Origin of the sequence: Pedobacter suwonensis, from assembly GCF_900111825.1 — a bacterium.
GTDB lineage: Bacteria > Bacteroidota > Bacteroidia > Sphingobacteriales > Sphingobacteriaceae > Pedobacter > Pedobacter suwonensis.
In genome coordinates this window covers 1-25,559 of the sequence record NZ_FOJM01000022.1, presented here as the reverse complement: position 1 = coordinate 25,559, position 25,559 = coordinate 1, and the positions used below count along the sequence as shown (strand labels likewise).

At 38.7% G+C, this 25,559-nt stretch carries 21 protein-coding genes; 2 read left to right on the top strand and 19 right to left on the bottom strand.

The genetic code is table 11. From position 1 onward, the window contains the following. Window positions 1–44: 44 nt before the first annotated feature. The 12 genes from BM107_RS22685 to BM107_RS22630 form a co-directional block, all read right to left on the bottom strand. A complete protein-coding gene (locus BM107_RS22685) occupies window positions 45–1,163 on the bottom strand; it encodes a glycoside hydrolase family 43 protein (protein ID WP_090987634.1) in 1,119 nt (372 codons plus the stop codon). 77 nt (window positions 1,164–1,240) lie between these two features. Beyond that, window positions 1,241–2,488, bottom strand: coding sequence for a DUF2264 domain-containing protein (locus tag BM107_RS22680; RefSeq protein WP_208864447.1), 1,248 nt, complete (start codon window positions 2,486–2,488; stop codon window positions 1,241–1,243). 15 nt (window positions 2,489–2,503) lie between these two features. Further along, the gene (locus BM107_RS22675) at window positions 2,504–3,631 is read right to left on the bottom strand and encodes a glycoside hydrolase family 88/105 protein (RefSeq protein ID WP_090987632.1); all 1,128 of its coding nucleotides are present in this window, start codon (window positions 3,629–3,631) and stop codon (window positions 2,504–2,506) included. A gap of 4 nt (window positions 3,632–3,635) precedes the next feature. Continuing rightward, window positions 3,636–5,792, bottom strand: a complete 2,157-nt coding sequence (locus BM107_RS22670) for a glycoside hydrolase family 43 protein (RefSeq protein ID WP_208864446.1) — start codon at window positions 5,790–5,792, stop codon at window positions 3,636–3,638. Between the two features lie 14 nt (window positions 5,793–5,806). After that, the gene (locus BM107_RS22665) at window positions 5,807–7,129 is read right to left on the bottom strand and encodes a BNR repeat-containing protein (RefSeq protein ID WP_090987627.1); all 1,323 of its coding nucleotides are present in this window, start codon (window positions 7,127–7,129) and stop codon (window positions 5,807–5,809) included. 143 nt (window positions 7,130–7,272) lie between these two features. Next, window positions 7,273–11,268: a hybrid sensor histidine kinase/response regulator transcription factor gene (locus BM107_RS22660; RefSeq protein WP_159435303.1), complete on the bottom strand. Its 3,996-nt coding sequence runs from the start codon at window positions 11,266–11,268 to the stop codon at window positions 7,273–7,275. Between the two features lie 253 nt (window positions 11,269–11,521). Further along, window positions 11,522–11,803 carry an Rdx family protein gene (locus tag BM107_RS22655; RefSeq protein ID WP_090987623.1) on the bottom strand — a complete coding sequence of 94 codons (282 nt, stop codon included), beginning with the start codon at window positions 11,801–11,803 and terminating at the stop codon, window positions 11,522–11,524. A gap of 179 nt (window positions 11,804–11,982) precedes the next feature. After that, window positions 11,983–13,263 (bottom strand): hypothetical protein, encoded by a 1,281-nt coding sequence (locus tag BM107_RS22650; RefSeq protein ID WP_090987621.1) that lies wholly within the window; start codon window positions 13,261–13,263, stop codon window positions 11,983–11,985. Window positions 13,264–13,268: 5 nt separating this feature from the next. Next, window positions 13,269–13,631, bottom strand: a complete 363-nt coding sequence (locus BM107_RS22645; RefSeq protein ID WP_090987619.1) for a hypothetical protein — start codon at window positions 13,629–13,631, stop codon at window positions 13,269–13,271. A gap of 558 nt (window positions 13,632–14,189) precedes the next feature. Then, on the bottom strand, window positions 14,190–15,278 hold the full coding sequence (locus BM107_RS22640) for a PepSY-associated TM helix domain-containing protein (RefSeq protein WP_090987617.1): 1,089 nt from the start codon (window positions 15,276–15,278) through the stop codon (window positions 14,190–14,192). A gap of 3 nt (window positions 15,279–15,281) precedes the next feature. Continuing rightward, window positions 15,282–17,633 carry a TonB-dependent receptor gene (locus BM107_RS22635; RefSeq protein WP_090987615.1) on the bottom strand — a complete coding sequence of 784 codons (2,352 nt, stop codon included), beginning with the start codon at window positions 17,631–17,633 and terminating at the stop codon, window positions 15,282–15,284. Window positions 17,634–18,068: 435 nt separating this feature from the next. Then, window positions 18,069–19,313 (bottom strand): ABC transporter permease, encoded by a 1,245-nt coding sequence (locus BM107_RS22630; protein ID WP_090987613.1) that lies wholly within the window; start codon window positions 19,311–19,313, stop codon window positions 18,069–18,071. 201 nt (window positions 19,314–19,514) lie between these two features. Between BM107_RS22630 and queA the strand changes: the two genes are divergently transcribed. Then, window positions 19,515–20,564, top strand: a complete 1,050-nt coding sequence (gene queA / locus BM107_RS22625; protein WP_090987611.1) for a tRNA preQ1(34) S-adenosylmethionine ribosyltransferase-isomerase QueA — start codon at window positions 19,515–19,517, stop codon at window positions 20,562–20,564. Between the two features lie 75 nt (window positions 20,565–20,639). Continuing rightward, window positions 20,640–21,305 (top strand): 2-C-methyl-D-erythritol 4-phosphate cytidylyltransferase, encoded by a 666-nt coding sequence (locus BM107_RS22620; RefSeq protein WP_090987609.1) that lies wholly within the window; start codon window positions 20,640–20,642, stop codon window positions 21,303–21,305. Window positions 21,306–21,484: 179 nt separating this feature from the next. On the opposite strand, the gene BM107_RS24565 is transcribed toward BM107_RS22620, so the two are convergent. From BM107_RS24565 to BM107_RS22590, 7 genes are all read right to left on the bottom strand, one after another. Beyond that, window positions 21,485–21,643 (bottom strand): lmo0937 family membrane protein, encoded by a 159-nt coding sequence (locus BM107_RS24565; RefSeq protein WP_109924584.1) that lies wholly within the window; start codon window positions 21,641–21,643, stop codon window positions 21,485–21,487. A gap of 173 nt (window positions 21,644–21,816) precedes the next feature. Beyond that, on the bottom strand, window positions 21,817–22,038 hold the full coding sequence (locus tag BM107_RS22615; RefSeq protein ID WP_010603503.1) for a DUF2795 domain-containing protein: 222 nt from the start codon (window positions 22,036–22,038) through the stop codon (window positions 21,817–21,819). 85 nt (window positions 22,039–22,123) lie between these two features. Beyond that, window positions 22,124–22,672, bottom strand: coding sequence for a cob(I)yrinic acid a,c-diamide adenosyltransferase (locus BM107_RS22610; protein WP_090987607.1), 549 nt, complete (start codon window positions 22,670–22,672; stop codon window positions 22,124–22,126). A gap of 67 nt (window positions 22,673–22,739) precedes the next feature. Then, window positions 22,740–23,498 carry an ABC transporter ATP-binding protein gene (locus BM107_RS22605; protein WP_090987605.1) on the bottom strand — a complete coding sequence of 253 codons (759 nt, stop codon included), beginning with the start codon at window positions 23,496–23,498 and terminating at the stop codon, window positions 22,740–22,742. Between the two features lie 126 nt (window positions 23,499–23,624). Next, on the bottom strand, window positions 23,625–23,915 hold the full coding sequence (gatC, locus tag BM107_RS22600; RefSeq protein ID WP_090987603.1) for an Asp-tRNA(Asn)/Glu-tRNA(Gln) amidotransferase subunit GatC: 291 nt from the start codon (window positions 23,913–23,915) through the stop codon (window positions 23,625–23,627). A 3-nt stretch (window positions 23,916–23,918) separates the two neighbouring features. Next, complete coding sequence (locus BM107_RS22595; RefSeq protein ID WP_090987601.1) at window positions 23,919–24,644, bottom strand: lysophospholipid acyltransferase family protein; 726 nt, start codon at window positions 24,642–24,644, stop codon at window positions 23,919–23,921. Between the two features lie 689 nt (window positions 24,645–25,333). Then, window positions 25,334–25,559 (bottom strand): transposase (locus BM107_RS22590; RefSeq protein ID WP_139222326.1); only part of this gene is annotated, 226 nt, incomplete at its 5' end.

The following is a 25,559-nucleotide window of genomic DNA, read 5'->3' as shown; positions in this document are numbered from 1 at the left end:
TGTGCAATCCGGTCATCTGGTTTATATAATAAATTTGTTTTTTTTTACTTTTTAAACACGCTCAGATCCCACTCATCCGCCCAGTTTATCGAAATCTTATCATTTTCAAATTTAACCGGCAACCATAAATAACGCCCGTCAATTGCATTTTTGGGTGCCCATTTATCTGCCATAAAAATAAATTCTCCCTTTTTTCCTGGTGCCGGTAATACGTGCGTACTCTGTCCGCCAAAAGTTATATTAGCGCCTTCTCCCTGGCAAGGATTTCCCATATAATTCCATGGTCCCCAGATACTGCTTGCTTTGAACCATCTCGCTGCATTTGGTGCCCAACCTGTACAGCCTGAACCAATCATATAATAAGTTCCGTTTTTCTTGAATAAAGCTGGTGCTTCAGTTTGATGGCCAACATAAATTCTGATAAATTTACCGGTATGCCCCAAATAATCAGGCGTTAATTCAGCCAGATGCAGCGTTAAGTTCTCTTCAGAAGAAAATACATGATAAGCCTTTCCATCATCGTCCACGAAAACAGTCATATCCCTTGCCATCTGCCCGCCAGGAAAATCCCTGCAGAAAAAGCCATCGCTTTCATTGGCTGGTTGCTGGCAGTTTACCATATCTTTTACGTCTGTGCCTGCTGCATAAAAAGGCATTTTTCCAGGATTTGGCCGGTAACTCTTGATAAACGTATATGGTCCGGTCGGACGATCAGCTACAGCTACGCCAGATCTGGCTGCTGCATAACCTTTACCCAAAAGCTCTAAGTGAAACCACATCACAAACTTTTTGGTTTTCTTGTTGTACACCACTTTCGGTCGTTCGAGAATACAGCCTTTGGCAATATCACTCGTTAAATCGTTAGAAACCGGCAGTGCTATACCTTCATCCTTCCAGTTGTACAAATCTTTTGATGAATAGCAATGTACGCCTACCTGTGCCGTATTTCCAATTTCTCCTTCGATTTTATGCTCTCCAAACCAGTAGTAAACACCTTTATACGCTACAATTCCACCGCCATGGGCATTGATATGTACGCCTTTGTCATCTTTCCAAATTTTACCAGGAGTAAAAGAGGTATAGGTTTGCTGCGCAGAAACATAACCGCTTAATCCCAAACTTAGGGCGATAAATCCTATAACAAAACTGATTTTCTTATTCATTACTTTATAAACTAATTTTTAACATTCTAAAAAAGGTGTTTCCTCTTATCAATTTCAATTGTGTATCAAATTTTTATCTATTTTAAACTTGCACTATGATCATTCTCGAAATTTTCGCCGCTCCAGATCTTTTGCGCGCTCCATTTCTCTGCCGGATTCGCCCAAAAGGGATCTGATGCCGGTAAACCTAAAGGCAAAAAGATATTTGATGCGATATACGGACTGCCCTGATTGTTATAAAAATCACCGAGATTGGGTTGATCGCCGTACAAACCTATGGTTAACCAGCCATTTTTATAGGTTGAAGGGCTTTCCAAAGTTTTTCTGATTACAGCTGTTAGCGCACAACGTACCTGCGCCGGACTTAACTGTTTAGGCAAGGCTTTACGCCAGGCCATGTCGGCCAGGTGGTGAAATGCAGCTCCCCTGTAAATGATGGAGCGACCAGTAGCCGGGTAAGTACCGTCGGCATTAATTAATCTTTCCTGAATGATGGCATAGCGCTCATTGCGCTTTTTAACTTTTTCGAACATGTCTTTATAACTGTTCGTTTTGGTCCCGATGATATTGGCCAACATAGCCAGATACGGATGGATAACATAACTATTGTAATAATCGAAGGCGAATGAGGTCCCGTCGGTATACATGCCATCGCCAGTATACCATTGTTCCATTTGCTGCAGCGCATAATCAACACGCATAGGATCCCAATTGTATCCAAATCTGGCTAAAAAAGCCTCATTCATCGCTGAAAACAACAGCCAGTTTGAAAAAACAGGTTTAAATCTTCTGGTGGTTACAATAGATTGCATCATCAGTTCCTGATTTTTCTTATCCAGGTTTTCCCATAACCAAGGCGCACGAACCAAAGCAAGCGCTATGTAAGAAGCATCTACCAATTGCTGCCCGCCAATATCAAAATCCATGAAATCTCTCGCATTAGAATCCAATGCATTTTTTAAGCCTTTAATGGCCCACTCCCGGTATTGCTTTCTTAAAGCCACCTCTTCTACTGAACCTCCCTCTAACTGCAACCATGGTGCTATACCGCTTAAAACCCTACCTAAAACCTCCACATATTGTACTTTAATGCGGTGGTCTCTATTGTCAATATGGACAGATGTAACTTTAGGCATGGAGATCCTCAAACTATCTTCAGCCAGATTATATAAAACGGGTCTCACCATCTTATCCATCTGTTGCAACCAAAATTGTCTATCCGTTAATGCCGTGCCCTTATTATTTCTGGCTTTTTTCTGGGCAAAAACAGCGCCACCAGCCCAAATCATTATTAAAGCAATAATTAAAATATTCTTAATTCTCATTTTTAGCAATAAAATTTATTGTTTGTTTGATAAATAGCGGTACATTTCACTACCGGCCAACAAAAATGCCCCTACGCCAAAATTTGTCGTAGAATTTAAATCAACCACCTGACCGGGGATAGCCTTTTCTCCTATTGGCTGTACATAACCCACTTTTCCATCAGGTTGCAATGCGGTTTTTGTTAAATATGACCAGGCTTTCTGCGCGACAGGTAAATAGGTTTTCTCTTTTAAATAACCATTATTTATGCCCCACAATAAACCATAGGTAAAAAATGCGGTGCCACTGGTTTCTGGTCCTGGCGCATGTAACGGATCGAGGATACTTCTTGTCCAATAGCCGCTTGTTTGCTGGCTTTTGGCAATTGCCTTTGCCATACTCCGGTATTTGGTTAGGTATTCATTCCGATGCGGATCTGTAAGTGGCAAGTCTTTCAGCACTTTTGCCAAACCTGCAAATACCCAACCATCTCCTCTTGCCCAAAAGTCTTTTTTACCATTGACAGTTTTATGTTTGGGATAAACATATTTGGCATCGCGGTAATAAAGCTTTTCCTTCTTATCATACATAATGCTGTTGGCATACATAAAATATTCATACAGTTTATCCAGGTATTTTTGATCACCGGTTACCTTGTAAAGTTTAGTCATCACCGGCATTACCATGTACAAACCATCTGCCCACCACCAATAATCTTTGTTGGGCGTACCCATTTCATATTCCATCACCTCTTTTGCCCTTGCAATTTTATATTCCTCGGGTTTTAAGCGGTATAAATCAATATAAGTTTGAAAACAGATCTGCCAGTCGCCAAATAATACATACTCATCTGTTTCGCCATATTTATATTTCCAATTGGATTTATCTGTCGATTTTGCGCCCATCCATTTGTTGTACTCAGCCCAGTCTTCCGAATATTTTTGATAGGCTTCATTTTTCGTCACCTCATAGGCCGCCATGTTACCGGTATGATAAGCCGCGTGATCCCAAAAGGCTCTCACTTCTGGTTTATTGTGATGTTGCCAATAAGTATTTGCGCGGTTAATCACTTCCAGCACTTCATCTTTTGAAAGTTGATTTTGGGCATTTACCGTCAGACTGATCAAGAAAAAGGTAAATAAAAAAACTTGATGTAATTTCATAACGTTAACGTATTGGTTTAATGCCGCCTACTGTCGGTTTAACAGGTATAATGGTTCCGTCAGCATTGAAGTCCATTTTATCGATGCAAACTTCACGGTTATAACCGGCAGCGTCACCCATTGAGATCCCCTTTGGACGGGTAAAACGGTGGTAAACCATATACCATTCGTCTTTGCCGTTTACCTTGATTACACTATTGTGTCCGGTGCCATAAATCTGCTGAGCAGCATCTTTTACCAAAATCAGATTGTTTTCAGGGATAGTTATTTTTCCTGCAGGCGAATCAGAAAAGCCATATCTTACTCTGTAATTCTCACTTCGGGTATCATCTTCAGACCATAAAAAGTAATATTTCCCGTTTCGATAAAACACTTCAGTACCTTCTCTGAAACTATTATCTGGCGTGATAACTTTGATGGCACTGGTGTCAATCGAGATCATATCATCATTTAAAGGGGCAACAGCCATATAACCGTTTCCCCAATATAAATAACTTTTGTTGGTTTTAGGATCGTTAAACACATCCGGATCAATCTCCTGGCCACCTTTAACCTCCTTTGGTCTGCTGGCAATTAGCGCTTTTCCACTATCCTTAAACGGACCGGCGGGATTATCGGCCACCGCAACGCCAATCTTCTGTGCGGCAGAAAAGTAATAGAAATACTTGTATTCTCCATTTACTTTCTTTTCAATAATGGTTGGTGCCCAGGCGTTCCTTTTCGCCCATGATACATCTTTTTCAAGGTCTAATATCTTGCCTTCATCTTTCCAGTTAACCAGATCGGTTGAAGAGAAACATTTAAAATAAGTGCCGCTCCAGTTATTAAAGCCATCACTGGTTGGATAGAGGTAATACTTAGCCGTTTTATTCGAATATAAAATTTCCGGATCGGCATAATATCCTTTTAACACAGGGTTATTTGCTATGGCAACCCTTACCGAATAGGTTTTAGGTTGCTGACCTGGAATGCTTACCTTAACGTTTACAGGGCCTTTAGAAAAATCGAGTTTGCCTTTTGGCATGATATTGATCTGGTTGAAGATATCAAACTGCGGATCAAAAGCCTTTAAATCTGTATTATAATTTACAGGTAGGTAAAGTGTTTGGTTTACACGATCAAGAACAATGTTGTTTTGATTGATTGCCTGATTTCTTGCGGTTTGTAGAACAGACTCAACGGTATACCACTGTTTAAGCAGACGGTTTAACTCTTGTTTAGTAATTGGTAAAACCGTTCCATGCCTAGGGTGAAAATCCATTTTTACATCCTGGTCTATTACAGTAAAATGGGTTAAATCTTTACTCCTGGTAAATTGATAATGGCCTTTCATATAAACATCATACATCAGGATATATTCATCACTGTGGTTTAGCTTAAAAACACCGGCACCTTCTACGGCTTCTTTAGTTTGCTGCAAGTATTTGTCCTGTAATACGTAACCTTCTGTCAGTTTATCAGATACTGCCTTTTTGATGCCATTGCCATTGCCTTCGGTTTTAAAGAACAGGTTATATTTCCCTTTATCGTAAATAATATCACCATCGATACAAGAGCCATTGGTTGGACTAAAAAACAACTGCTTCGGAGCAGTTTCCAGGTCGGTAAAGTCAGCATTGGCATAAGCGTAATAAATTTTATCAGGTTCGTTGCCATGTTTCATTGACCAATATACCATGTATTTTTTAGCCGTTTTATCGTAAATAGTTTGCGGTGCCCAAACGCGTAGCAAATTTTCATTGTTTGGAAAACGCTTTTGAATATTAACAACTGCGGATGTCCAATGGATCAAATCGTTTGATTTCAATAAAACCATTGCCCTGTTCGAATCCCAGCCATTGGCAGAAACCATATCGGTGGCTACCATATAAAAGGTTTTGCCATCTTCACCACGCAAAATATGCGGATCGCGAACGCCACCGCTGCTGCTGATCTTTTCTGAAGAAATGACTGGATTATTGTTATTTAATGCCTTATAGTGATAACCATCTGAGCTAACTGCGAAACGAATGGCTTCCTCTCCTTTCGCGTTACCAGTAAAATAAGTGAATAAGTAAGCTATATTTTCTTTTTCTCCGGCATCTTTTTTTGGTTGTGCGATGATTTTGCCTGATAAAAACATCAGCAATAAAAAAATACGATATTTTGTTGAATACTTCATGTCTTGTAATTAACTTATTTTCCAGGTTTCCAATCCAATACCTGAACCGGGGTCGGCAACTGATCTGCCTTTCCTTCTCCATCTATCTGGACAACATTTTGTAAAAATAGGCTCAATATCTTTTTGTTTTTCCAAAGTTCGGTGTCATAATTAGGCTCCCAATCGCCCAAAGGAGTTTGAGTAAGGTCTTTGATTGTCCAGTCATCTGCTCCAAGGTTATTATTTAAAGCGATAGACGCCACATTTTGGCGTTCGGCATCTCTAAACAGTAAACCCGCCGCATAATGTTTTCCCTTGCCCCACACCACAATCTGCGGTCTCGAAATTGGAATCTGCTTCGTACCGGTACCACTAAGGCTAAAAGTTGTTTTTCTGAAATTCAGGTTGCTTACTTTCCAGGTGGCATCTGTTTTAAAAACAAGATGATATTGGGGACCGGTTTCGTTCGGTCCGCGCCAGTAACCAGCAATAAACACTTTACCTTTTGCATCAGCAAACATCGATGTTTGGTTAATCAGCTCGCTTTTCTGTGGAATCTTGACCGTATACTCAGCATTTGTTGCTGTAATGGGAAGCGTGTATTTCTCGCCTGTGGATTTTAACCAGGTGGTGCCGCCATCTGTTGATTTAGCATAACATAAATCGTGGTTACTGGCCACATCCGGGCTTTCGCGCCATACCCATGATAAATGGATGGTTCCAGCCTGATCCACCGCAACCTGCCAATAGGCATTTCGTTGTCCTTCTCCATCAATCATTCCGTCCTGTACACGTGTCCATTTTTTGGTCTTTAAGTGATAACGATTAATCATCAAATTTCCGTTTCCGGAACCTCCATCGCGGTAAAAAAATAACAAATCGCCATTAGCCAGTTTATAGAACTCCGGATAACTGACTTTATTTTCCTTTACGGAAACCATTTGCTCCATATTACCTAGCGTTAGCGAACCTGATGAAGTAGATTTGGCGTAGTTTAAGTTATTGTTATGCTGGCCCCAAGCCATGTGAAGAAAACCGTCACCATCTACCATAATACTAATCGACTTATGCGCGTCGGTGGCATCGCCTTTGTAAGGTGTGGTAACTACCGTCCACTGGGGTGAGCCGATTTTGCGTTTGGCCAATACCACGTTTTGTTCATGATCATAATAAGCAGCATACTGGCCGCCCTTAAAGCTGACCAAAGCATTTTTACGAAAAATAACCGTATTTACCGAATTATTTGCCCAGCCGTTACCAGCAATAGTGCTCCATTCTGTTTCCTGCGCAGCGCCCACCATTGAGATGCTGATGAACGCATAAATTAGAAACGTGCTTTTAATTAGGGACTGATACATTATTAGGTTAAAACTGCTCGGTTTTTTATCGTTTGGCAAACCCGAAGTACCGAAATTTTTAGGCTTTACATAGGGGGCTAAATCACACTTTGCAGGGGGCGTTTTAAGCTAAATACCCTTTAAAGCACAAAAAAGCGTAACTTTTATGTTGTTCCATTAATATTATAATATTTATGAAAACTTTTACGGTGTTTCTTTATAAACTCAGACGGCGTTAGTTTAAACAGTTTCTGAAACTGTTCCCTGAAATATTTGCTATCATTGATACCCACTCTAAAGGCCGCTTCATTAATGTTTAGATTGGTATTGATTAATAATTCAGCAGCCTTTCTTAGCCGTATAAAGCGGATAAAACCATTTATTGATTGACCTGAAGTGGCTTTGATCTTTTTATAGAGATTTGAGTGGCTCATTCCAAGATCAGATGCCAGCGTTTTTACATTGAAGCTGTCTTCCATTAAATTTTCCTCTATTATCATGATGCACTTTTGAAGAAAACCTTTATCTTCCTGAGATACTTTATGGGCATCACTTTTTAAGGTTATTTCATTATAGAAATAAGACTGAAGATTGGTCCTGTTTTTAATGATGCTTTTAATTTTAGCGGTAAAAAGCTCTTTATCGAACGGTTTACCGATAAAATCGTAGGCACCCACTTCAATTCCTTTAAGTTTTACTTCAGGACTCGGATCGCCGGTGAGCAGAATCACCGGAATGTGGCTAAGTGCTGAATCTTCTTTAATCGCTTTACAAAGTTCAATCCCGTTGAGGCCACTCATGTTTACATCAGATATCACGATGTCTGGCAGAAACTCTTTACAAATTTTTAAACCTTCGGTACCGTTTTCGGCTTTGTAAATTTTAAAAGTATCCTGAAAAATCTGTTTGATGTAATCGATAATTTCAGGATTGTCATCAACAACCAAAATGGAGTGCAGATCTGAAATGAGCAATTCGAGGTTGCCAACGCTCTCGGCATCGTTTATTTCTGCCTCTTCTTCTTGTGCAATCAGTTCATTTACATAGGTTAATTCGTTTTGTAAAACGCCACCATGCTGCGCGTCTGGTTCTCCAAACGGGATATCGATCAAAAATATGGTGCCAAAACCCTGGTTGGAACGGAACGAAATTTTACCTTTATGCAGTTCCACAAAGTTTTTGGCGAGGTAAAGCCCGATGCCAAAACCCATTTTTAATGATTCGTTCGACATTACCTTATAAAATTTGTCGAACAGTTTTTCACCCACATGTTTAGGTATCCCAGGGCCGCTATCGCTCACTTCGATATGCACACGCATGCCAACAGTTTTAACACTGAATTTCACAAATCCACCTTTAGGCGTAAATTTTAATGCATTAGAGAGTAAGTTAAAAAAAACAATTTCGAGCTTGTCTTTATCCCCATAAATATCCAGTTCCTCTTCTTCGCAATCAAAACTATATTCAATTTGGTTCTGCTTGGCCAGATAATTGAAACAAAGGAAAATCTCCTTTGTAAATTTGGCCAGGTTAATCTTCACAATTTTTAAAGCATCATTTTCACTTTCCGTCTTTCTAAAAAGTAATAACTGATCTACCAGGCTTAGTAAACGCCTCGAATTTCGATAAACTACACTTAGGTCGTTACGCTCCTGTCCCGGTTCTTTTTTATTTATAATATCTTTAATCGGGTTGACGATTAAGGTTAAAGGTGTTCGTAGCTCGTGTGAAATATTGGTAAAGAAATTTAACTTTTTCTCATTCAGATCCTTTTCACGCTCCATTTTAAAGTTGGTGAGTTCTACCTCATGTTTTAACCTCCTCTGCCGGTTGCGATAGGTTTGAAAAAGATAAAATAACGAGGAACCTATAATAAGGTAAATGGTATAAGCCCACCAGGTACGGTACCAGGGCGGTAGAATTTTAATTAACACAACTTTTTCATTGTTGCTCCAGGCTCCTTCTGTATCAGTGCTTTTAATATGCAGTTTATATTCACCTTCGTTTAACCTTGAATAATAAGCTGTGCTCAATTTATTTACATAATTCCAGTCTCTATCCCAGCCCTCCAGGTAATAGGCATAAGAAATCTGATCCTGAAAGGAGAATTCTATGGCCGCATAATCAACAGAAATGACAGCAGCACTAAATGGGATTTCTATACTTTCTAAATTAACGATAGAGATATCGTTATAGACAGAATCCTGATCAAGGGAAATATTATTGATCCTAAAATCTGTCAGCACCATTTTAGGTATCCTTCTTCTTTTTTTGATTTTATCGGGAGAAAAAAGATTGAAACCACCAATCCCACCAAATAACAAATCACCATTGGTGAGCTTTAATGCTGCATTGTAGTTGAACTGGTTGCTCTGCAAACCATCAGTGGCATAGTAATTTTTAAAATTATGGTGTTTAATCTCAAATTTGGATAGTCCATTGTAAGTACTGCACCATAAGTTGCCTTGATTATCCTGAAGGATATTAAGCACGGAATTACCTGGCAATCCGTCACGCTGAAGGTATCGCTTTATATTTTTCGTTTCCGGATCAAAAAGCAATAACCCTCCACCTTCTGTGCCGATCCATAGCTGATTGTTCAATCCTTCCTGAATAGCCCTGATGGCATAGTTGATCTTGGTATAACGGTGTTTTTTGTGGATCGGGTCAATTTCGATCAGTTCTGTATAGTTTCCTGCCCAAAGCCTGCCTTTCGAATCCTGGAACAAGGTATGGATATCCTTTAATTTGTGATCAAAAAGCTCAAATTTATCGCTGTTTTTGTTGTAACGATACAATGCTCCGCCCTTCGTTGTACCTGCCCAGATATTGTGTTGCTTGTCCTGATAAAGCTTCCAGATGTTGATGTCATCAACGCATGTATAGGTATTAAAACAATTATAATGAACAAATTTCTGCGTTGCTTTATTAAAATGGTCTATTCCTCCGCTAAAACTGGCTACCCATACATTATGGTCTGCGTCGTTTAAAATACTGGTAATAAAATTACTGGTTAAGGAATTTGGATCGCTCGTTTTAGTATAATTGATAAATCTATTTTGCTTTTGGTCCCAAATGCTCAGACCACCTCCATCGGTACCGATCCATATGTTTTTATGCTCGTCTTCACTAAAGGAAAGTACAAAGTTGTTAATTAATGAATTTCTATTTAACGGATCATTTTTGGTCGTGGTAAACTGTTCATTTTCAGGATCGATAACATTAACACCACCGCGTAAGGTTGCAATCCATTTTCTGGATTCCCCGTCTTCGTAAACCTGGGCGACCGAATTACTGCTGAGCAAACCTTTTTCTTTTCCTGCGGTCAGGTAATCCGTTTTATGGGTTTTTGTATCGTAAATAGTAATTCCTCCGCCATCAGTTGAAATCCAAAGCTTTTGTTTTTCATCCAACAATAAACTCATGATATTTTCGTCACTTAAATGCCCGCTAAACCTGGTAAGGCTACCTTTGGCTTTATCTAACTGAAAGAGGCCACGTTCTGTACCGACCCAGAGCATCTGGTCGGTTCCTTTTGTAATACAAGTTACGGAACGTATGGCATTGGTTACTAAACGGATGGTGTTTTGACCATGATCATATCTACAAAGGCCAACATCCTTTATAAAAAGCCAAAGGGTTTGATTTTTATCGAGATACAACGCTTTTACCGTAAAATCAAAATTTTTAGCAAACGGGATCCTCTCCGCTGCACCACTGTTCTTTTCAAGCATAAACAGCCCCTTTTCCTCGGTGGCTACATAAACTGTTGAAGCCTCACTTATGGCAATGGAATTGACGGCATAAGTTACCTCGTTTTTTCTGCCCCTATCCAGATAAACGAGGTGATGAAATTTGGAATCGGCATAATCATAATATGAGACGCCCTTTTGCGTACCCACCCATACCCTGTTTTTCCTATCTCCTGTTAATACCGTAATATGGTTATTGATCAGCGAATGTTCATCTTCCCATCCATTTCTGAAAACTTTAAAGTGATAGCCATCATAACGGTTCAATCCATCATAGGTACCCATCCACATAAAACCATAATGATCTAAATACAAAGAATTTACCACATTGTTAGACAAGCCGTTTTCTACCCCCAGGTAAGTTAAAGGAATAGCTGAAGACTGGGCAAAACAAATACCTGCAGCCATCCACAAAATAAGTATATAGCAGGCAGTTTTTTTATTTAGAAGGAACATAGAGAAAACAGTACTGTGGTATTATTTGGTATGGAACGAATATACGTATTTTCTTCACACACTATCAGCAGCTATGATTTAGTATTAAATAGCTTAAAGCGCAAGATTTTTAATACATTAATACAGGAGTACTTAGGCTAACCCTGTGTTTTCTATTTTCGATGAACAATCAGGCATTTGGGGCTGTTAAAGATTAAGCCGTAAATTACCTCACATCAGAATGACCAAGGTTTTTCGTGGGATTAACCTCATCACGAATGAGTTGTTTTAATTCTTTTATTTCAGGGAAACGTTGTTTTTGTTTTCTATCAAAAATCAACTTTCCACCAACATGAACGGTAAAAACGCCTGATGTTTCACTCGGAATTAAGGTTACACACTTTACATCATCTACAAAAGTGCTTAAAATTTCTTGTGCCATGTATGCCGAACGCAACATCCAGCCACATTTAGGGCAATAGGTGATATCAACTAGCGGTTTTTCCATTTTTGCAAGGTTACAAAAAATAGACCAACCGCCAGCTAATTGTGTTGCTATTTTATTTGTGGAAAACTCAAATTATGCCTGCGTGGCTTAATATTTATACCTGTTTCAGTATTTTTTTGTTTATCTTCTATATCGTGGGTGATATTACTCATTCCCTCAGCTGATCTGAATTCATCTGCTTATCTACTTGTTCCGAATCCAAAAAGTAAGGTTAAAGCTGCCACAAGGTTTCCGTTCTTTGTTATTGTACCATCAAAGTTGCGGCCAAATGAAAAAATAATTTTCTGGTTATCGTTCAGTGCATAGTCGGCATTGGCAACCAGCCGCCACGAAGGTTTTATGGTTCCCGACGAAAGTATGCTACGATAAATTGCCTCCGCACCGCCGCCAAATTTGCCCTTTGAATAAATAAATCGCAAACCGGTATCGAAGGTAGACAGGTTAGCCACGTCGTTTTTAACATTATCCAGCGCAAATATTTCATCCGGGTTATAGAGGTATCGTGCAAGACCTAAAACAGAACTTCCATTGGCCCAATTATAACCAAAGGTACTCCATACGCCTGAGTTGAATATTTTCGAATTATTGAATCTTTTATCCCTGAACTCCGCACTTAAACCACCGGCAATATCCACAGACAGACCCTGGCGACTACCGGTAAAAGTCTTAGCTTCAGCCTGCAAATCGGCTTCTAATTTCGACTGTTGGGCGAGTTCGGCCTGAATATCCTCCTTAAAACTTTTATTCAGTTGGCTTTTTTCGACTTCGTTTTTAGAAAATTCACTTGTGGAGTCATCCATCATCACTACCGCATGAGATTTTTTTTCTTCTTCAGTCAGATATGGCAGGTGAGAAATGGAATCCAGCAAATAAATATTCCTGATACCCAGGTATTGGTAACGGGCAGATTTCCTTTTCTCTTCCAAGCCAATTTTATAGCTCATCAGCAGCGCTCGCTGTTTCTCGTGGATGGAGTTTAATTTCTCTTTGGTTTCGGCATTGTACTGTGGGCGCACAATAGAGAATTTTAAACCCAGGGCGCCATAGGTACTGGTTGGTTTAAAATTGTTGAAAGCCGAATCGGGATTACGCAATGCCAGCGAAACCACAAAGCTTTGCCTAAAATAATCTTTAAAGCGTGTTGATTGTAATCCTTTTTTTCCAGTGGTGCTAAAGTCTGTGCCTTTATTGCGGAAAAGGTAAAAAGGCGCAATATCTACTGCATAATTAGATGGAAGTTTGGTATATGATGAACTGGCCGATTGTAATGAAAGCATAAAATCGCTTAAATCCGTTGGCTTTTCGATATCGGTAACGGCAAAGCCCAGTAATACCGAGGCTGGCGAGCTCGGTGCCTTGAGCAAATCGAGTTTCACTTCTTTAATTTCTTTTTGATCTGCTTCTTGGGCAAAAGCGGTTGCTGTTAAGGTTGCGAGGACAATTAATATCAGATATTTCATAGCGTTTAAAATTGATAAAAAGTAATTTCTACAGTGTAAACAGCTGAAGCGCCAGGTTGTACCTCTTCCTGCATTTTATAACCTTTGGTTACAAAGCCGCCTTCTAATAAAACATATAAATCGGTATCGTTATGGTTTGGCGCTGTATCAGTAATTACAGTAACGATATTCAGCACCTTTTTGTGGAGGTTATTATTTTGTCCGATTATCTTTTGATGGAGGTCGCCAGGATAATCCTTCAAAATCAGCTCTTCGCCTAGCGTAATTAAACTGGCGGCAGTTTGTTCTATACCGCCAATAATCAGGCTTAATTTAATGTCTTCTGAACTTCTGTTCAGGATGTAGGTTTTAACCAGATCTGTACTCATGTTGTAAAGCGTTTGGGTTTAGTATTACATTAAGTGGTTAACTTAAACAATACAAGCAAGTTACAGAATAATTACTGCGATATAAATACCTAATATTAGGGATTGAAAAAATTAGACGACAGCTTTCCCCAGATGAGATTTAGCAATTGATCAACTATCTTACAAATGTCAGCGTTCCAATAAGCCCTATTGCCTGAATTGTCACGCTATTAAACCAATAGATTAATAATGCTTTTCCACTTTCCCTGCCTCAACGGTATGTTCATGCAAGCAAGTAGCTGTTTAGCCCAAATGAACTGAAAGCATGGGGCAACATCAGAAAGCTCAGCCCCTTTAAAGGTAGCTAGTGCAGCTGCCATTCTTATAAATGGAACAAAAATCGGTTTTCGGTAAAATCTTTTTTAGAGATTATGATCGCCTTTATTTTTAGGCATAGACTCATTTAACACCTAATTAAGTTTTTTCGACAAAATGATTAAATCATTTTTCAGCGAATTATTAAGCAAATCAACCAGTATCTGCCTACAGGATTATACTTCGTTTAGCAACGAGCTGTTGTTATTTTCTTTTACGCTTTTTCTGTTTTTGCCACCAGATCATAAATCCTGTTATTGGTAAACTGGCTGCAACCAACGCCGCTAAAAGCGAAAGAACTTTGTTCGGAAGACCAAAAAGCCTTCCCGTATGCAGATCGTAATTGGTGGCCTCTATTAAATCGGCCCCATTATAATCTTTGAAGAGTTTGGCCCTGATCATTCTACCGGTAGCTTGCTCATAAAAAAAGGTATTTTGCTTGCGTGCCCATTGATACGGATAAATCATCCTTAACCTTAATTCTCCTTTACCCCGAAGCGAAAGACTGGTAGATATCGCACCGGGATATTTAATTTTTGCTTCGGTATATATTTTATTGTAGCGCACAGGTATAGGATCTATCGTTGCGGGTTTGGCAGAAACGATAGCTTTCCCCTGCCCCAGTTTACTGCCGGTAAAAAAACTTGCTGCATTTTTTACTTCTTTAAAGGCAAAGTACAAGCCCGTTAAGGCAGTAATCAACAGTACAAACGATGCATAAAAACCCAATACATTATGCAAATCATAATTGAGCCGTTTAAATGAAGCTTTTCTTTTAATCGTTAATGATTGTTTTAACAAACGCATTTGGCCAGGAAACCAAAGGATGAGTCCGGTAATGAGCATCACTACAAAAATAACTACCGACCATTGGATGATAAACTTGCCTGTTTTACCCAACAATAACGAAATATGGATGTGCTCTACTACCTGTAGCCAGTCTTCACCTCCTTTATTAACCAAACTGCCATCATACGGACTGAAATAATAAACTTTCCCTTTTTTGCTAGTGAGTTCCACTGTCGCATTTGGCTTGGCATCTTCTATCCTTACCAGCCTGAGTTCATCTTTAGGTGAAAGTTTTTCAAATGCTGAAATCACTTTATTCAGCCCCACGAAAGGCCTATCCTGAAGCCTTACGTACCGAAAATCTTTTTGAGTAAAATCCCTGATCTCTTCTTCAAAGATATACAGCGCACCGGTAACACTAATAATAAATACCACCAGGCCAGTTGCCAGGCCGAACCAGAGGTGAATGTTCCTGATGGCATTTTTAAATGTTCTGTTCTTCATTGCTTAAAAAGCGTAACCCAGTGATAAGTTAAACCTACGCCCATTACCACGCACATAATTAACATTGCTGCCATAAAACTGAGAAATAGCAGGATAATAAACTTTATTCAACAGGTTTTCTATGCCTAAAGATAGTTTCAACGGTTGCGTAACCTGGTATACTGCTGCGACGTTAAATAAGTTGAAAGCTTTTACCGGCCCCTCACCAATTAAATACTTTCCTGCAGCGTTCGTTTTAAAACGGTCGCGGTTTCCTACACGCATCCAGTTCACATCCAAACTTAAGTTTTTGATACCCGAATATTTCAAATAAACAGTAGTTTTTGATGGCGGGATGCGCGTTGTATTTAAATACACATCTTTCTCCCCATTAAAGTTACCGTCATTATCTACGTCTCCTTTTCCTTCTACCTGCGCATAGTTACCACCTATACTCAACTCCCGTAGCAACTGGTAATCAGCCTGGACTTCAAATCCATATACCCGCTCGGGAATCCGTTGAGAAATATAAGTACCATTTACCTCTAAAAGATTAGCACCCAGTTTAGAAGTGCTGTAATAGTAAGCAGCACTGAAATTAAGTTTATCTATACTGCTGCTAAAACCTGCTTCATAATTGTTTACAATGATGGGTTTGGTTTCCAATTGTGCTAACGTATTGCTTTTTGCAGCCCTTAATACCCTGCCCAACTCAAATACTGAAAAAGACTGTGCATAACTGATAAAAGGATTAAAAAACTTGAATTTAGAATAACGTGCGCCGGCATTAAATACCAAAGCATTGTAATTTAACTTACCGCCCTGTACCGCTATACTTCCGGCACCGTTTGCACCGGTAGCCAGGGTATTAAAGTCGTCTACATCAATATTGATATTTTCTACCCTTAAGCCTCCTTTTATGGTTAAATCGTTAATTAATGTTGCTGAAGCCTGCAGATAAGGCGCAAAGTTTACCATATTCATATCAGGCACCCATAACCGACCATCAGTTAAGCTTTGCGCGGTTTTATCGTTCATTAAATCCAAACCATAGTTTAACTGCATTGGTACCTGAGCTGTTAAATTAAATGGTGTATTCAGGTTTACCCTTGCCCCTTTTTTGGTAGAAGTAATAGCCGATTGGCCGCCACCGAAAAATGATGCCGAATTAGAATAAATGGTATAGAAATCCTGGTAATATACGTTGGCTGTTAAATCAGTTTTACCAAAAATCTGTTGATTGGTGTATTGTAAATTGGCATTATGGTTAAATCTTGTACCTTCATCTTCACCTAATCTGGTGCCATAGATCCCAATAGCGGGCGACTGTCCGTAAATGCCTTCTTTGGTGATGTATTTAGAACGTTGTCTGGAACTGAAATAATTATACATGAGCTGCAAACGCTGCTTTGGTGTGAAGTTATAACCTAATTTTACAAAACCATTGTAAGATCTGGTTTCGCCTAAACCATATTCCGGCGAAATAACCAAACCATCAGCATCACGGAAAACACCGGTTTTTTCGAACATGCCACTTACTATGTAATCAAATTTACCTGTTTTACCATATAGCTGTTGCGAAAAACGATAACCAATAGTACTATCACCTTTTAGGTTTCCTGTGATTCCGGCCTGAGAATAACCTCCGAATGATTTTCCCTGGTCGGCCTTTTTAGTGATATAATTGATCAAACCACCTTCTGCACCATTGCCGTAAATCGCGGTAGCACCTTTAATCACTTCAACGCGCTCAATAACAGAAGGATCTATGCTGCGGATATCCCTTCCGCCTGCCCTTAGAGGAGTTGATTGTGGGATACCATCAATTAAAACCAACACATTTCTACCACGCAAAGTCTGACCAGAGTTACCGGTTTGATTGGTTGAAAAACCCAATCCGGGTACGCTATAAGAGAGTATATTGGCTAAGTTTGGGCTAATTGTTGATTGTGTATTCAGTTCTTTTGCTGTAAGCACCGTTACCGATGATGGCGTTTGTGATAATGACTCTGGCCTTCTGCTTGCCGAAACAATTACATCATTTAGCCCTTCAGCTTGTTCTTTTAGAACAAATGTAACAGAAACCGTATCATTCGCAGTAACCGATACTTCCTGTTCGAACAGATCGTAACCTGTAATTGATACTTTAACCTGCTGATTACCTGTGGAAACAGCATTCAATTTAAATACGCCCCTTTTATCAGAAGTAGTTTTAAGGTTTTGTTTCTTAACCTGTACATTGGCGAAAGGGATACCGTTCCCTAACGAATCTACAATTTTTCCTTTGATGGTTCCTCGCTGTTCTTGCGCAAACAAGGTAACCGTAGAAAGTAAAATAAATGCTGTGACAAAAAATTTTAGATATAGTGGCCTCATGGAATTATAGAAATTTCGGCAAATCTAACATTATTTAGACTTGTTAAAAATAATAATTCAAAAAAGAGTTTTAATCTGATTTAATCTTTCCCCACTTAGAATCAACGAGGCATAAACATTAATTATTTGAGATCATCCAAAAATGGTATCGATTGATAAAGATGATTTAAATTACGCGCTAAAAAAACACTTGTAAAACAAATAGTTAAGCATATAACACCAATAAAAATGAGCATTTATTTAAGTGTTTCTTGTCAAAATGACCACGTGACGATTTAATCTATTTTTTAAAATGATCGCCAGTATTCTTCAGGGGAGCTATTTGTCTTTATTTCTTTGCTGGTCCCCGCTCGTGCCTTGCTCCGGTCAATCCAACGAAGTAAGATTTATGAACAGTAAGGCACTTCAACTGCAAACCGGCAAATGATAACTGTTCTAGCTTCTGATTGCCTCCACGGGATCCAGCCTTGACGCTGAATAGGCTGGCCAAAAACCGGATATAGTGCCAATAATAATGGATATACCAATGCCTAAAGCAATATTATTCAGTCCTAATATAATATGAAAATCTGTCGCGGCACCGATGGCCAGAGCGAGCAGAAAGACGAGTAACAACCCCAGTAAACCACCTAAAATACAAAGCGAAATAGACTCAAAAATAAATTGAAGCAATATAAAATAGTTTTTTGCACCTAACGATTTCTGGATACCAATAATATTGGTACGTTCTTTAACCGACACAAACATGATATTGGCAATACTAAAACCACCAACCAAAATCGAAAATCCGCCAATTACCCAACCTGCAATATTAACCATCTTAAACATCGAGTCCAACTGATTAGAAATAATAGTGGTTTTATTTAGCGCAAAATCTTCTTCCTTGCCGGGCTTGATTCTATGGATGGAGCGCATTAACCCCCTCAATTCGCTCTCTACCTCTTCAAGGCTTACATTATCATTACCGCGAACAGTAATTTGCGGGCCATAACGTTCATTTTGGATGTCTAAAACACCCTTTGCAAAAGTAATGGGAATATTTACATTTTTATCGAGCGAAGTACCTAACATATCCTCCCCTTCTTTGTTAAAAACACCAATAACCGTTAACCTTCTCCCTAAAATCTGTACCTGCTTACCCACTGCTGCATCTCCATTAAAAAGTCCATCGGCTATGTCAGAACCTAAAATACAGACAGGAGATCCATTTTTACTTTCATTTTCAGTAAAATAACGTCCATCCTGAAGCTCGAAATTCCAGGTTTTATTAAAATCGTGCGATGCCGCCCAAACCGAAATTCCTTCAACCGAGCTACTTCTATATTTGATAACCCTATCGCTAGCCGATATTTCGAATGTAACGCCTTGAGCATTTTCAATCCGCTCGCGGAGCGCTTCGAAATCACGCAATGAAGGCTGAGGGCGGTTCATATATTTCCACCAAGGATAATTATCACCAAAACTCCATGGCCATTTTTGAATATAAATGGTATTAGAGCCTAATTTATCTACACTGGCCTGCAATTTTCCACGAAAGGTATCTACCGCAGAAAATACAGCTATAATGGTAAAAATACCGATCGTTATAGCCAGAAGCGATAACATGGTGCGTAATTTATTCTGGCGCAATGCATCAAATGCAAAACGGAAACTCTCGCCTATTAGCCTAAAGATTATCATAATTACAGGTTAGATGCAAAGCCTTTGAAAAGGTTACAGATTATGGTCAAAACTAATTAATTTTATGTCTATTAATACGCGGATAGCATTGTATATTTTGATTTAAAATGATCAAAACATAATATACATAAATTGCGTTTGATAAAATACGAAAAAGAAAAATTAAATTCGTATTTTTGCACCTCAAAAAATTCATCAAGAATGAAATTATCACAATTCAAATTCAACTTACCTGAATCTTTAGTAGCCAATAATCCGGCAGAACAACGCGATGAAGCCCGCTTAATGGTTTTACATAAAGACAGCGGTAAAATTGAGCATAAAATTTTCAAAGACGTTTTAGGTTATTTCGATGACAAAGACGTCATGATATTAAACAACACAAAGGTTTTTCCTGCCCGTTTATATGGAAATAAAGAAAAAACCGGTGCTACTATTGAGGTTTTCTTGCTACGTGAATTAAATAAGGAATTACGTTTATGGGATGTTCTGGTAGATCCGGCACGTAAAATCCGTGTAGGCAATAAACTATATTTTGGAGACGATGACCTGCTGGTTGCCGAGGTTGTAGATAATACTACATCACGTGGGCGTACCATCCGTTTCTTATTTGAAGGGACAGATGAAGAATTCAGAAAAAATGTTGAAATTTTAGGCGAAACCCCACTTCCTAAATATATTAAACGTAAAGCTACTGCTGAAGATAAAGAGCGTTACCAAACTATTTTCGCTAAACACGAAGGCGCAGTAGCAGCTCCAACTGCAGGTTTACACTTCAGCCGTGAACTGATGAAACGTCTTGAACTTAAAGGAGTAGAATTCGCAGAAGTAACGCTACACGTAGGTTTAGGGACTTTCAGGACGGTTGAGGTTGAGGATTTGACTAAACACAAAATGGATTCGGAGCAGTTTATCATCGAACAAAAAGATGCAAACATTGTAAACAAAGCGATCGAAGACAGAAAAAAAATCTGTGCAGTTGGAACAACTTCCATGCGTGCAATCGAATCTGCTGTTTCTGCCAACAGAACATTAAAGGCGGCAAACGATTGGACCAGTAAGTTTATCTTCCCTCCTTACGATTTCAGCATTGCAAACGCTATGATCACCAATTTCCATACGCCAGAATCTACTTTATTGATGATGGTTAGCGCATTTGGCGGGTATGAAAATGTAATGAATGCATACGAAGTTGCAGTAAAAGAAAAATATAAATTTTACAGCTATGGCGATGCCATGCTAATTATATAGATTTGAGCAGTGAGATATGAGATTTGAGTTAAACCAAGTCTCATATCTCATATCTATCATCTCATATCGCTTCAAATGAAATACTACGCTATAATTGTAGCAGGCGGTTCTGGCAATCGGATGCAAACAGAAACCCCAAAACAATTTCTACTGCTTAAAAACCTGCCGGTTTTGATGCATACCATAAAAGCTTTCGCGGCCAGCAATACTCAACCCAAAATCTTATTGGTTTTAAATAAAGATCAGCAGGCTTACTGGGGCAGACTCTGCAAGGAATTTAATTTCCATATACCACACCAGATTGTTGACGGCGGCATAGAGCGCTTTTATTCTGTTAAAAATGCCATTTATAGCATTGAAGAAGAGGCCTACGTTGCCATTCATGACGCTGTTCGTCCGCTGGTTTCAAAAAGACTGATTGATAGCTGCTATGCAGAAGCTGCAAAACAAGGCAATGTTATTGCGGCAGTGCAATCAAGCGATAGCGTACGTTTGGTTAAAAACAAAAAAACATCAGCTTTAAAACGTGATGAGATCTTTTTAGTGCAAACCCCGCAAACTTTCAGCCTTGACATCCTTAAAGAGGCTTACAATCAGGAATTCAACCCTCATTTTACCGATGATGCAAGTGTAGTAGAAGGTATTGGGCACGAAATCAATATTATTGAAGGAGAAAGAGCTAATATTAAAATCACCTACCCCATTGATCTCGAACTTGCCGAATTGTTGCTAAAAAACTAAAGGCTGGATTCTGATTCGAAAATAAGCCTTACCTCATCAAATTCCTTTAATTGAGTTAAGTTTTAGCAAAAGCTTATATGAAAAAAAGGAATTCCAAAAATGAAACTCCTTTTTTTAATCCATCTATTTAAAAGTGTTTTCTTACTTCTTGAATGAATGAATTTGGTGACAACTTTATTTTACGCTGCCCTACCAATTACCTTTAATAAGATAGCAATAACTGCGATTACCAGTAAAACGTGGATTATACCACCAACGTCGCCGAAGCCGTGAAATACAAATCCGATCACCCATAGTATAACTAATACTACTGCGACTAAGTACAATAAATTTCCCATAGTGTTAATTTTTTAGCAATGTTTATATTTTTGCTTTATTAACACCCCTATTGAAGCTTTTGTTTAGAAAATGTAAAATATTTGGCTACTGTATTGATTTACAATATCAAAAAACAACCTGTATAAAAAAACCTTTCAGTATTTCTGAAAGGTTTTTTATGTTTTATTAAGCTTTAGTATTCATCCTCATTAAAGAAAAAATCTTCTTTAGTTGGGTAATCCGGCCAAATTTCCTCAATGGTTTCGTAAGGTTCTCCATCGTCTTCTAATGCCTGTAAATTTTCTATTACTTCTACCGGGGCACCAGAGCGGATACCATAATCAATTAATTCATCTTTAGTTGCAGGCCATGGTGCGTCTTCCAGGTGCGATGCTAGTTCTAATGTCCAATACATATCGTCAATTCAATTAAATTCCTATTCTTATTATTGCGCAAATTATATCAAAATTTTTGAGCAAAACAAACTTATTTTTCCACTATTAAACCCTAGGAATCCAAATATTTTCTTCGGCGTTAAAATATACGGTCAGTTTTCGTGCCAAAACGAATAAATAGTCACTTAAACGATTTAAATAAATGGTTACATGCTCATCTACAAAGCTATTTTCTGCAAGGGCCACTGCCAAACGTTCAGCTCGTCTGCAAATACAACGTGCAATATGGCAGTAAGAAATTACCGTGTTTCCACCCGGCAAAACAAAGTGTTTTAAGTCAGGCAGATTTTCGTTCATCAGATCCATCTCCTTTTCCAATAAGGCAATATCAGCATCATGCAGATCTGGAATCTTCATTTTAGATTTGTCAGGGTCTGCCGCCAAGGAAGCTCCGATGGTAAATAGCCTGTCCTGAATTTCCTTTAGTAATTGCTGATCATAGTTGTCAATATCCTGACACATAATTAAACCGATATATGAATTTAATTCATCAACAGTTCCATAAACTTCTATGCGCAAGTGATATTTGGGAACACGGGTACCACCAATTAGTGAGGTCTGGCCCTTATCGCCTGTTTTAGTGTAGATTTTCATATCCCCTAACCCCTTAAGGGGTAATAATATGGTTAATCCTAAAAGCCCCCTTTAGGGGAATTAGGGGTTAATTAATTTTTTCCCAATCGCTGCCCGCTTCTTTCAGTGCCTGCAAACGCGGGGATACATTTTTTATATCTGTATTTAAATAGTCATTTTCGATCAAACCATCACGCATACGCACGATACGGTGGGCATGCTGCGCAATATCTTCCTCGTGTGTAACCAAAATAATGGTATTGCCTTTACTATGGATTTCTTCTAAAAGCCCCATAATTTCAATGGAAGTTTTGGTATCTAAGTTACCGGTAGGCTCATCGGCCAAGATGATGGAAGGGTTATTGATTAAAGCCCTGGCTACAGCTACACGCTGACGTTGACCGCCCGAAAGTTCGTTGGGTTTATGGTCCATACGGTTACCCAGTCCCACATTTTCTAATGCTTTGGCAGCCCTTGAATCGCGGTCCTTTTTACTGGTTCCGGCATAAATCAAAGGTAAAGCAACGTTGTCTAAAGATGTAGAACGCGGCAATAAATTAAAAGTCTGGAAAACGAAACCGATTTCCTTATTGCGCACTTCTGCTAAGGCATCATCACTCATCTGGCTTACATTAGTTCCGTTTAAAACATATGTTCCGCTTGATGGCGTGTCCAAACAACCTAAAATGTTCATCAGGGTTGATTTTCCAGAACCAGATGGCCCCATCAAAGCAACAAATTCACCTTTGTAAATATCTAAAGAAACTGATTTTAAAGCGTGAATCACTTCAGATCCAATCACATATTTACGGCCAATTTCTTTTATCGTGATGAGTGGTTTCTCCATGTTTTTTCTTTTTTAGACAAGCATAGCAGGCAAGATGTTACAAGAGGTTAAAAATTAAGCATAATCTTAATCTTTAGGGATACCTAATAATCATATTGGTTATTAGAACAGCATGATGAAAAATTATTATTTTTCAATAATTTTTGGCACCATAAAAAACTGATCGGTATGCTTAGCGGCATTTTTCAAACCATCGGCAGTAGTAATTTCCTGCTTGATTATATCCTCTCTCCAAACATTTACAGATTCGTTCATATAAACCAAAGGTTTTACGTTAGCAGTATCTAATTCATTTAACTTTTCCATGAACGATAAAATTTTATTCATTTCAGGAATCAATGTATCCACCTGCTTTTCATCAATATGAATTCGGGCCAGATCAGCTATTTTATGAATGGTTTTTGCGTCTAAATTCATATTTTATTTCAACTTACTATCTATCAATCTGTAAACCTTTTCTTTCAATACATCTGCATCAACATCAGCCAGGGTTGAAGTATTGATAGGTTTGTGGACGTAAATATCGCAAATTCCTGGCTTACTTCCATATTTTGAACCGTCATCCCAGTTTATTTTCCACACATCGATAATGCTTACAGGTACCAAGGGGATATTTTTATCGATAGCTAAACGGAAAGGACCATTTTTAAACTCGGCTAACTTTGGTGGATAGTGGTCATCAATTTTTCCTTCCGGAAAAATAACCAGGCTCATCCCTTTCTCCAGGTTTTCACCAGCTTTTTTAAAAGCCCTAAAAGCAGAAATCTTACTCTCCCGGTTTACCGATATATCGATGGTTTTAAAGAAAATGCTTAAAACAGGATTGTTCAGTAGTTCATCTTTACCCATAAAGTGGAATTTACCATGTCCCATGATACAAAAAATCATGATATCCAGATTAGAAGTATGGTTGGCACAATATATATATGTTTTTGTGCAGTCGAGTTTTTCCTGATATTGATAACGAAAAAAAACACCTGAAAACAGACTGCATAAAAAGCTGTTGGCTTTTCTAAAAAAATTCAGAATGCCATAATATTTCTCATTACGGGAGGTAACGTAATATAAAGGATAAAAAAGCGCGAAGAAAAACAGTATCCAGAATAGAAACCATACCCGGTGTACTTGCCTTAGAAAGTTGATCATAGATATACCAAAAATATAAAATTGTTTGAAATTCCAAACTAAAGGTTAAGATTGTGGTAACGAACAAAAAAGACACTGCTTTGCTTTGACTAGGCAATCAGAGGATGATTCAATTGATAATTGCTATTTACCGCTATTATCGGCAATTTGTAGTCGCCCCCTTTTGGAGCATTTAACATAGGATTTTTAAATAAATTAATCAACCAACGCCGCCCATCGGGAGTAAATCGCTTATGGAATGAAGCCCCCTAGTAGCACCAGCCTTTGTTATTAAACCTCCTATGAATAAAACCCCTTTCAAGCAGCTTAGAAAGCTTTTTCTTTTTTATGGGCAAAAGACGTTCCCTGTCCTGAGAATTGGCTGTCTATTGTTTAAATTAATGCCTCTCAGAAGTTTTTTTTTTATAAAAGTATAAAAACTTAGCTATATCCTCCTATTAGCGGTCATTAAATTTGCCGCAGGTATCTATCAATAATTAGGTTTAAAGATAGCCGCACACTGATTAAAGCAGGTTTTTGCCAAGCAAGGTTTAGAAAGCAGTCTATCATATCTTAACAGCTAGTTTTTGTTTTTTTTATTTCACAATTCCGCTCACATACGGTGTCCGGTTATTCCAAACATGTCTTACCCTGGAAAGCAGTTTTCTACCTACCTTGATGATGGCCCGTTTGGAGCCAACCTTTGCCGTCTATCTGCTATAGCATAGCGTAAGGGCGGGATCTGTTCTTACCGCTACCCAGGCAGCCTCCACGAGCATATACCTGAGCCGTCGGTGCTGTCTTGTGGTTATGCTTCCCTTTCTGTCGTTTTCACCCGTAGAATGCTCCATAGGACACAGTCCGACAAATGAGTTGAGCCTGTCAAATTTCTTAAAACGTGAAATATCACCGATCTCAACAATCAGTACTGCTGCT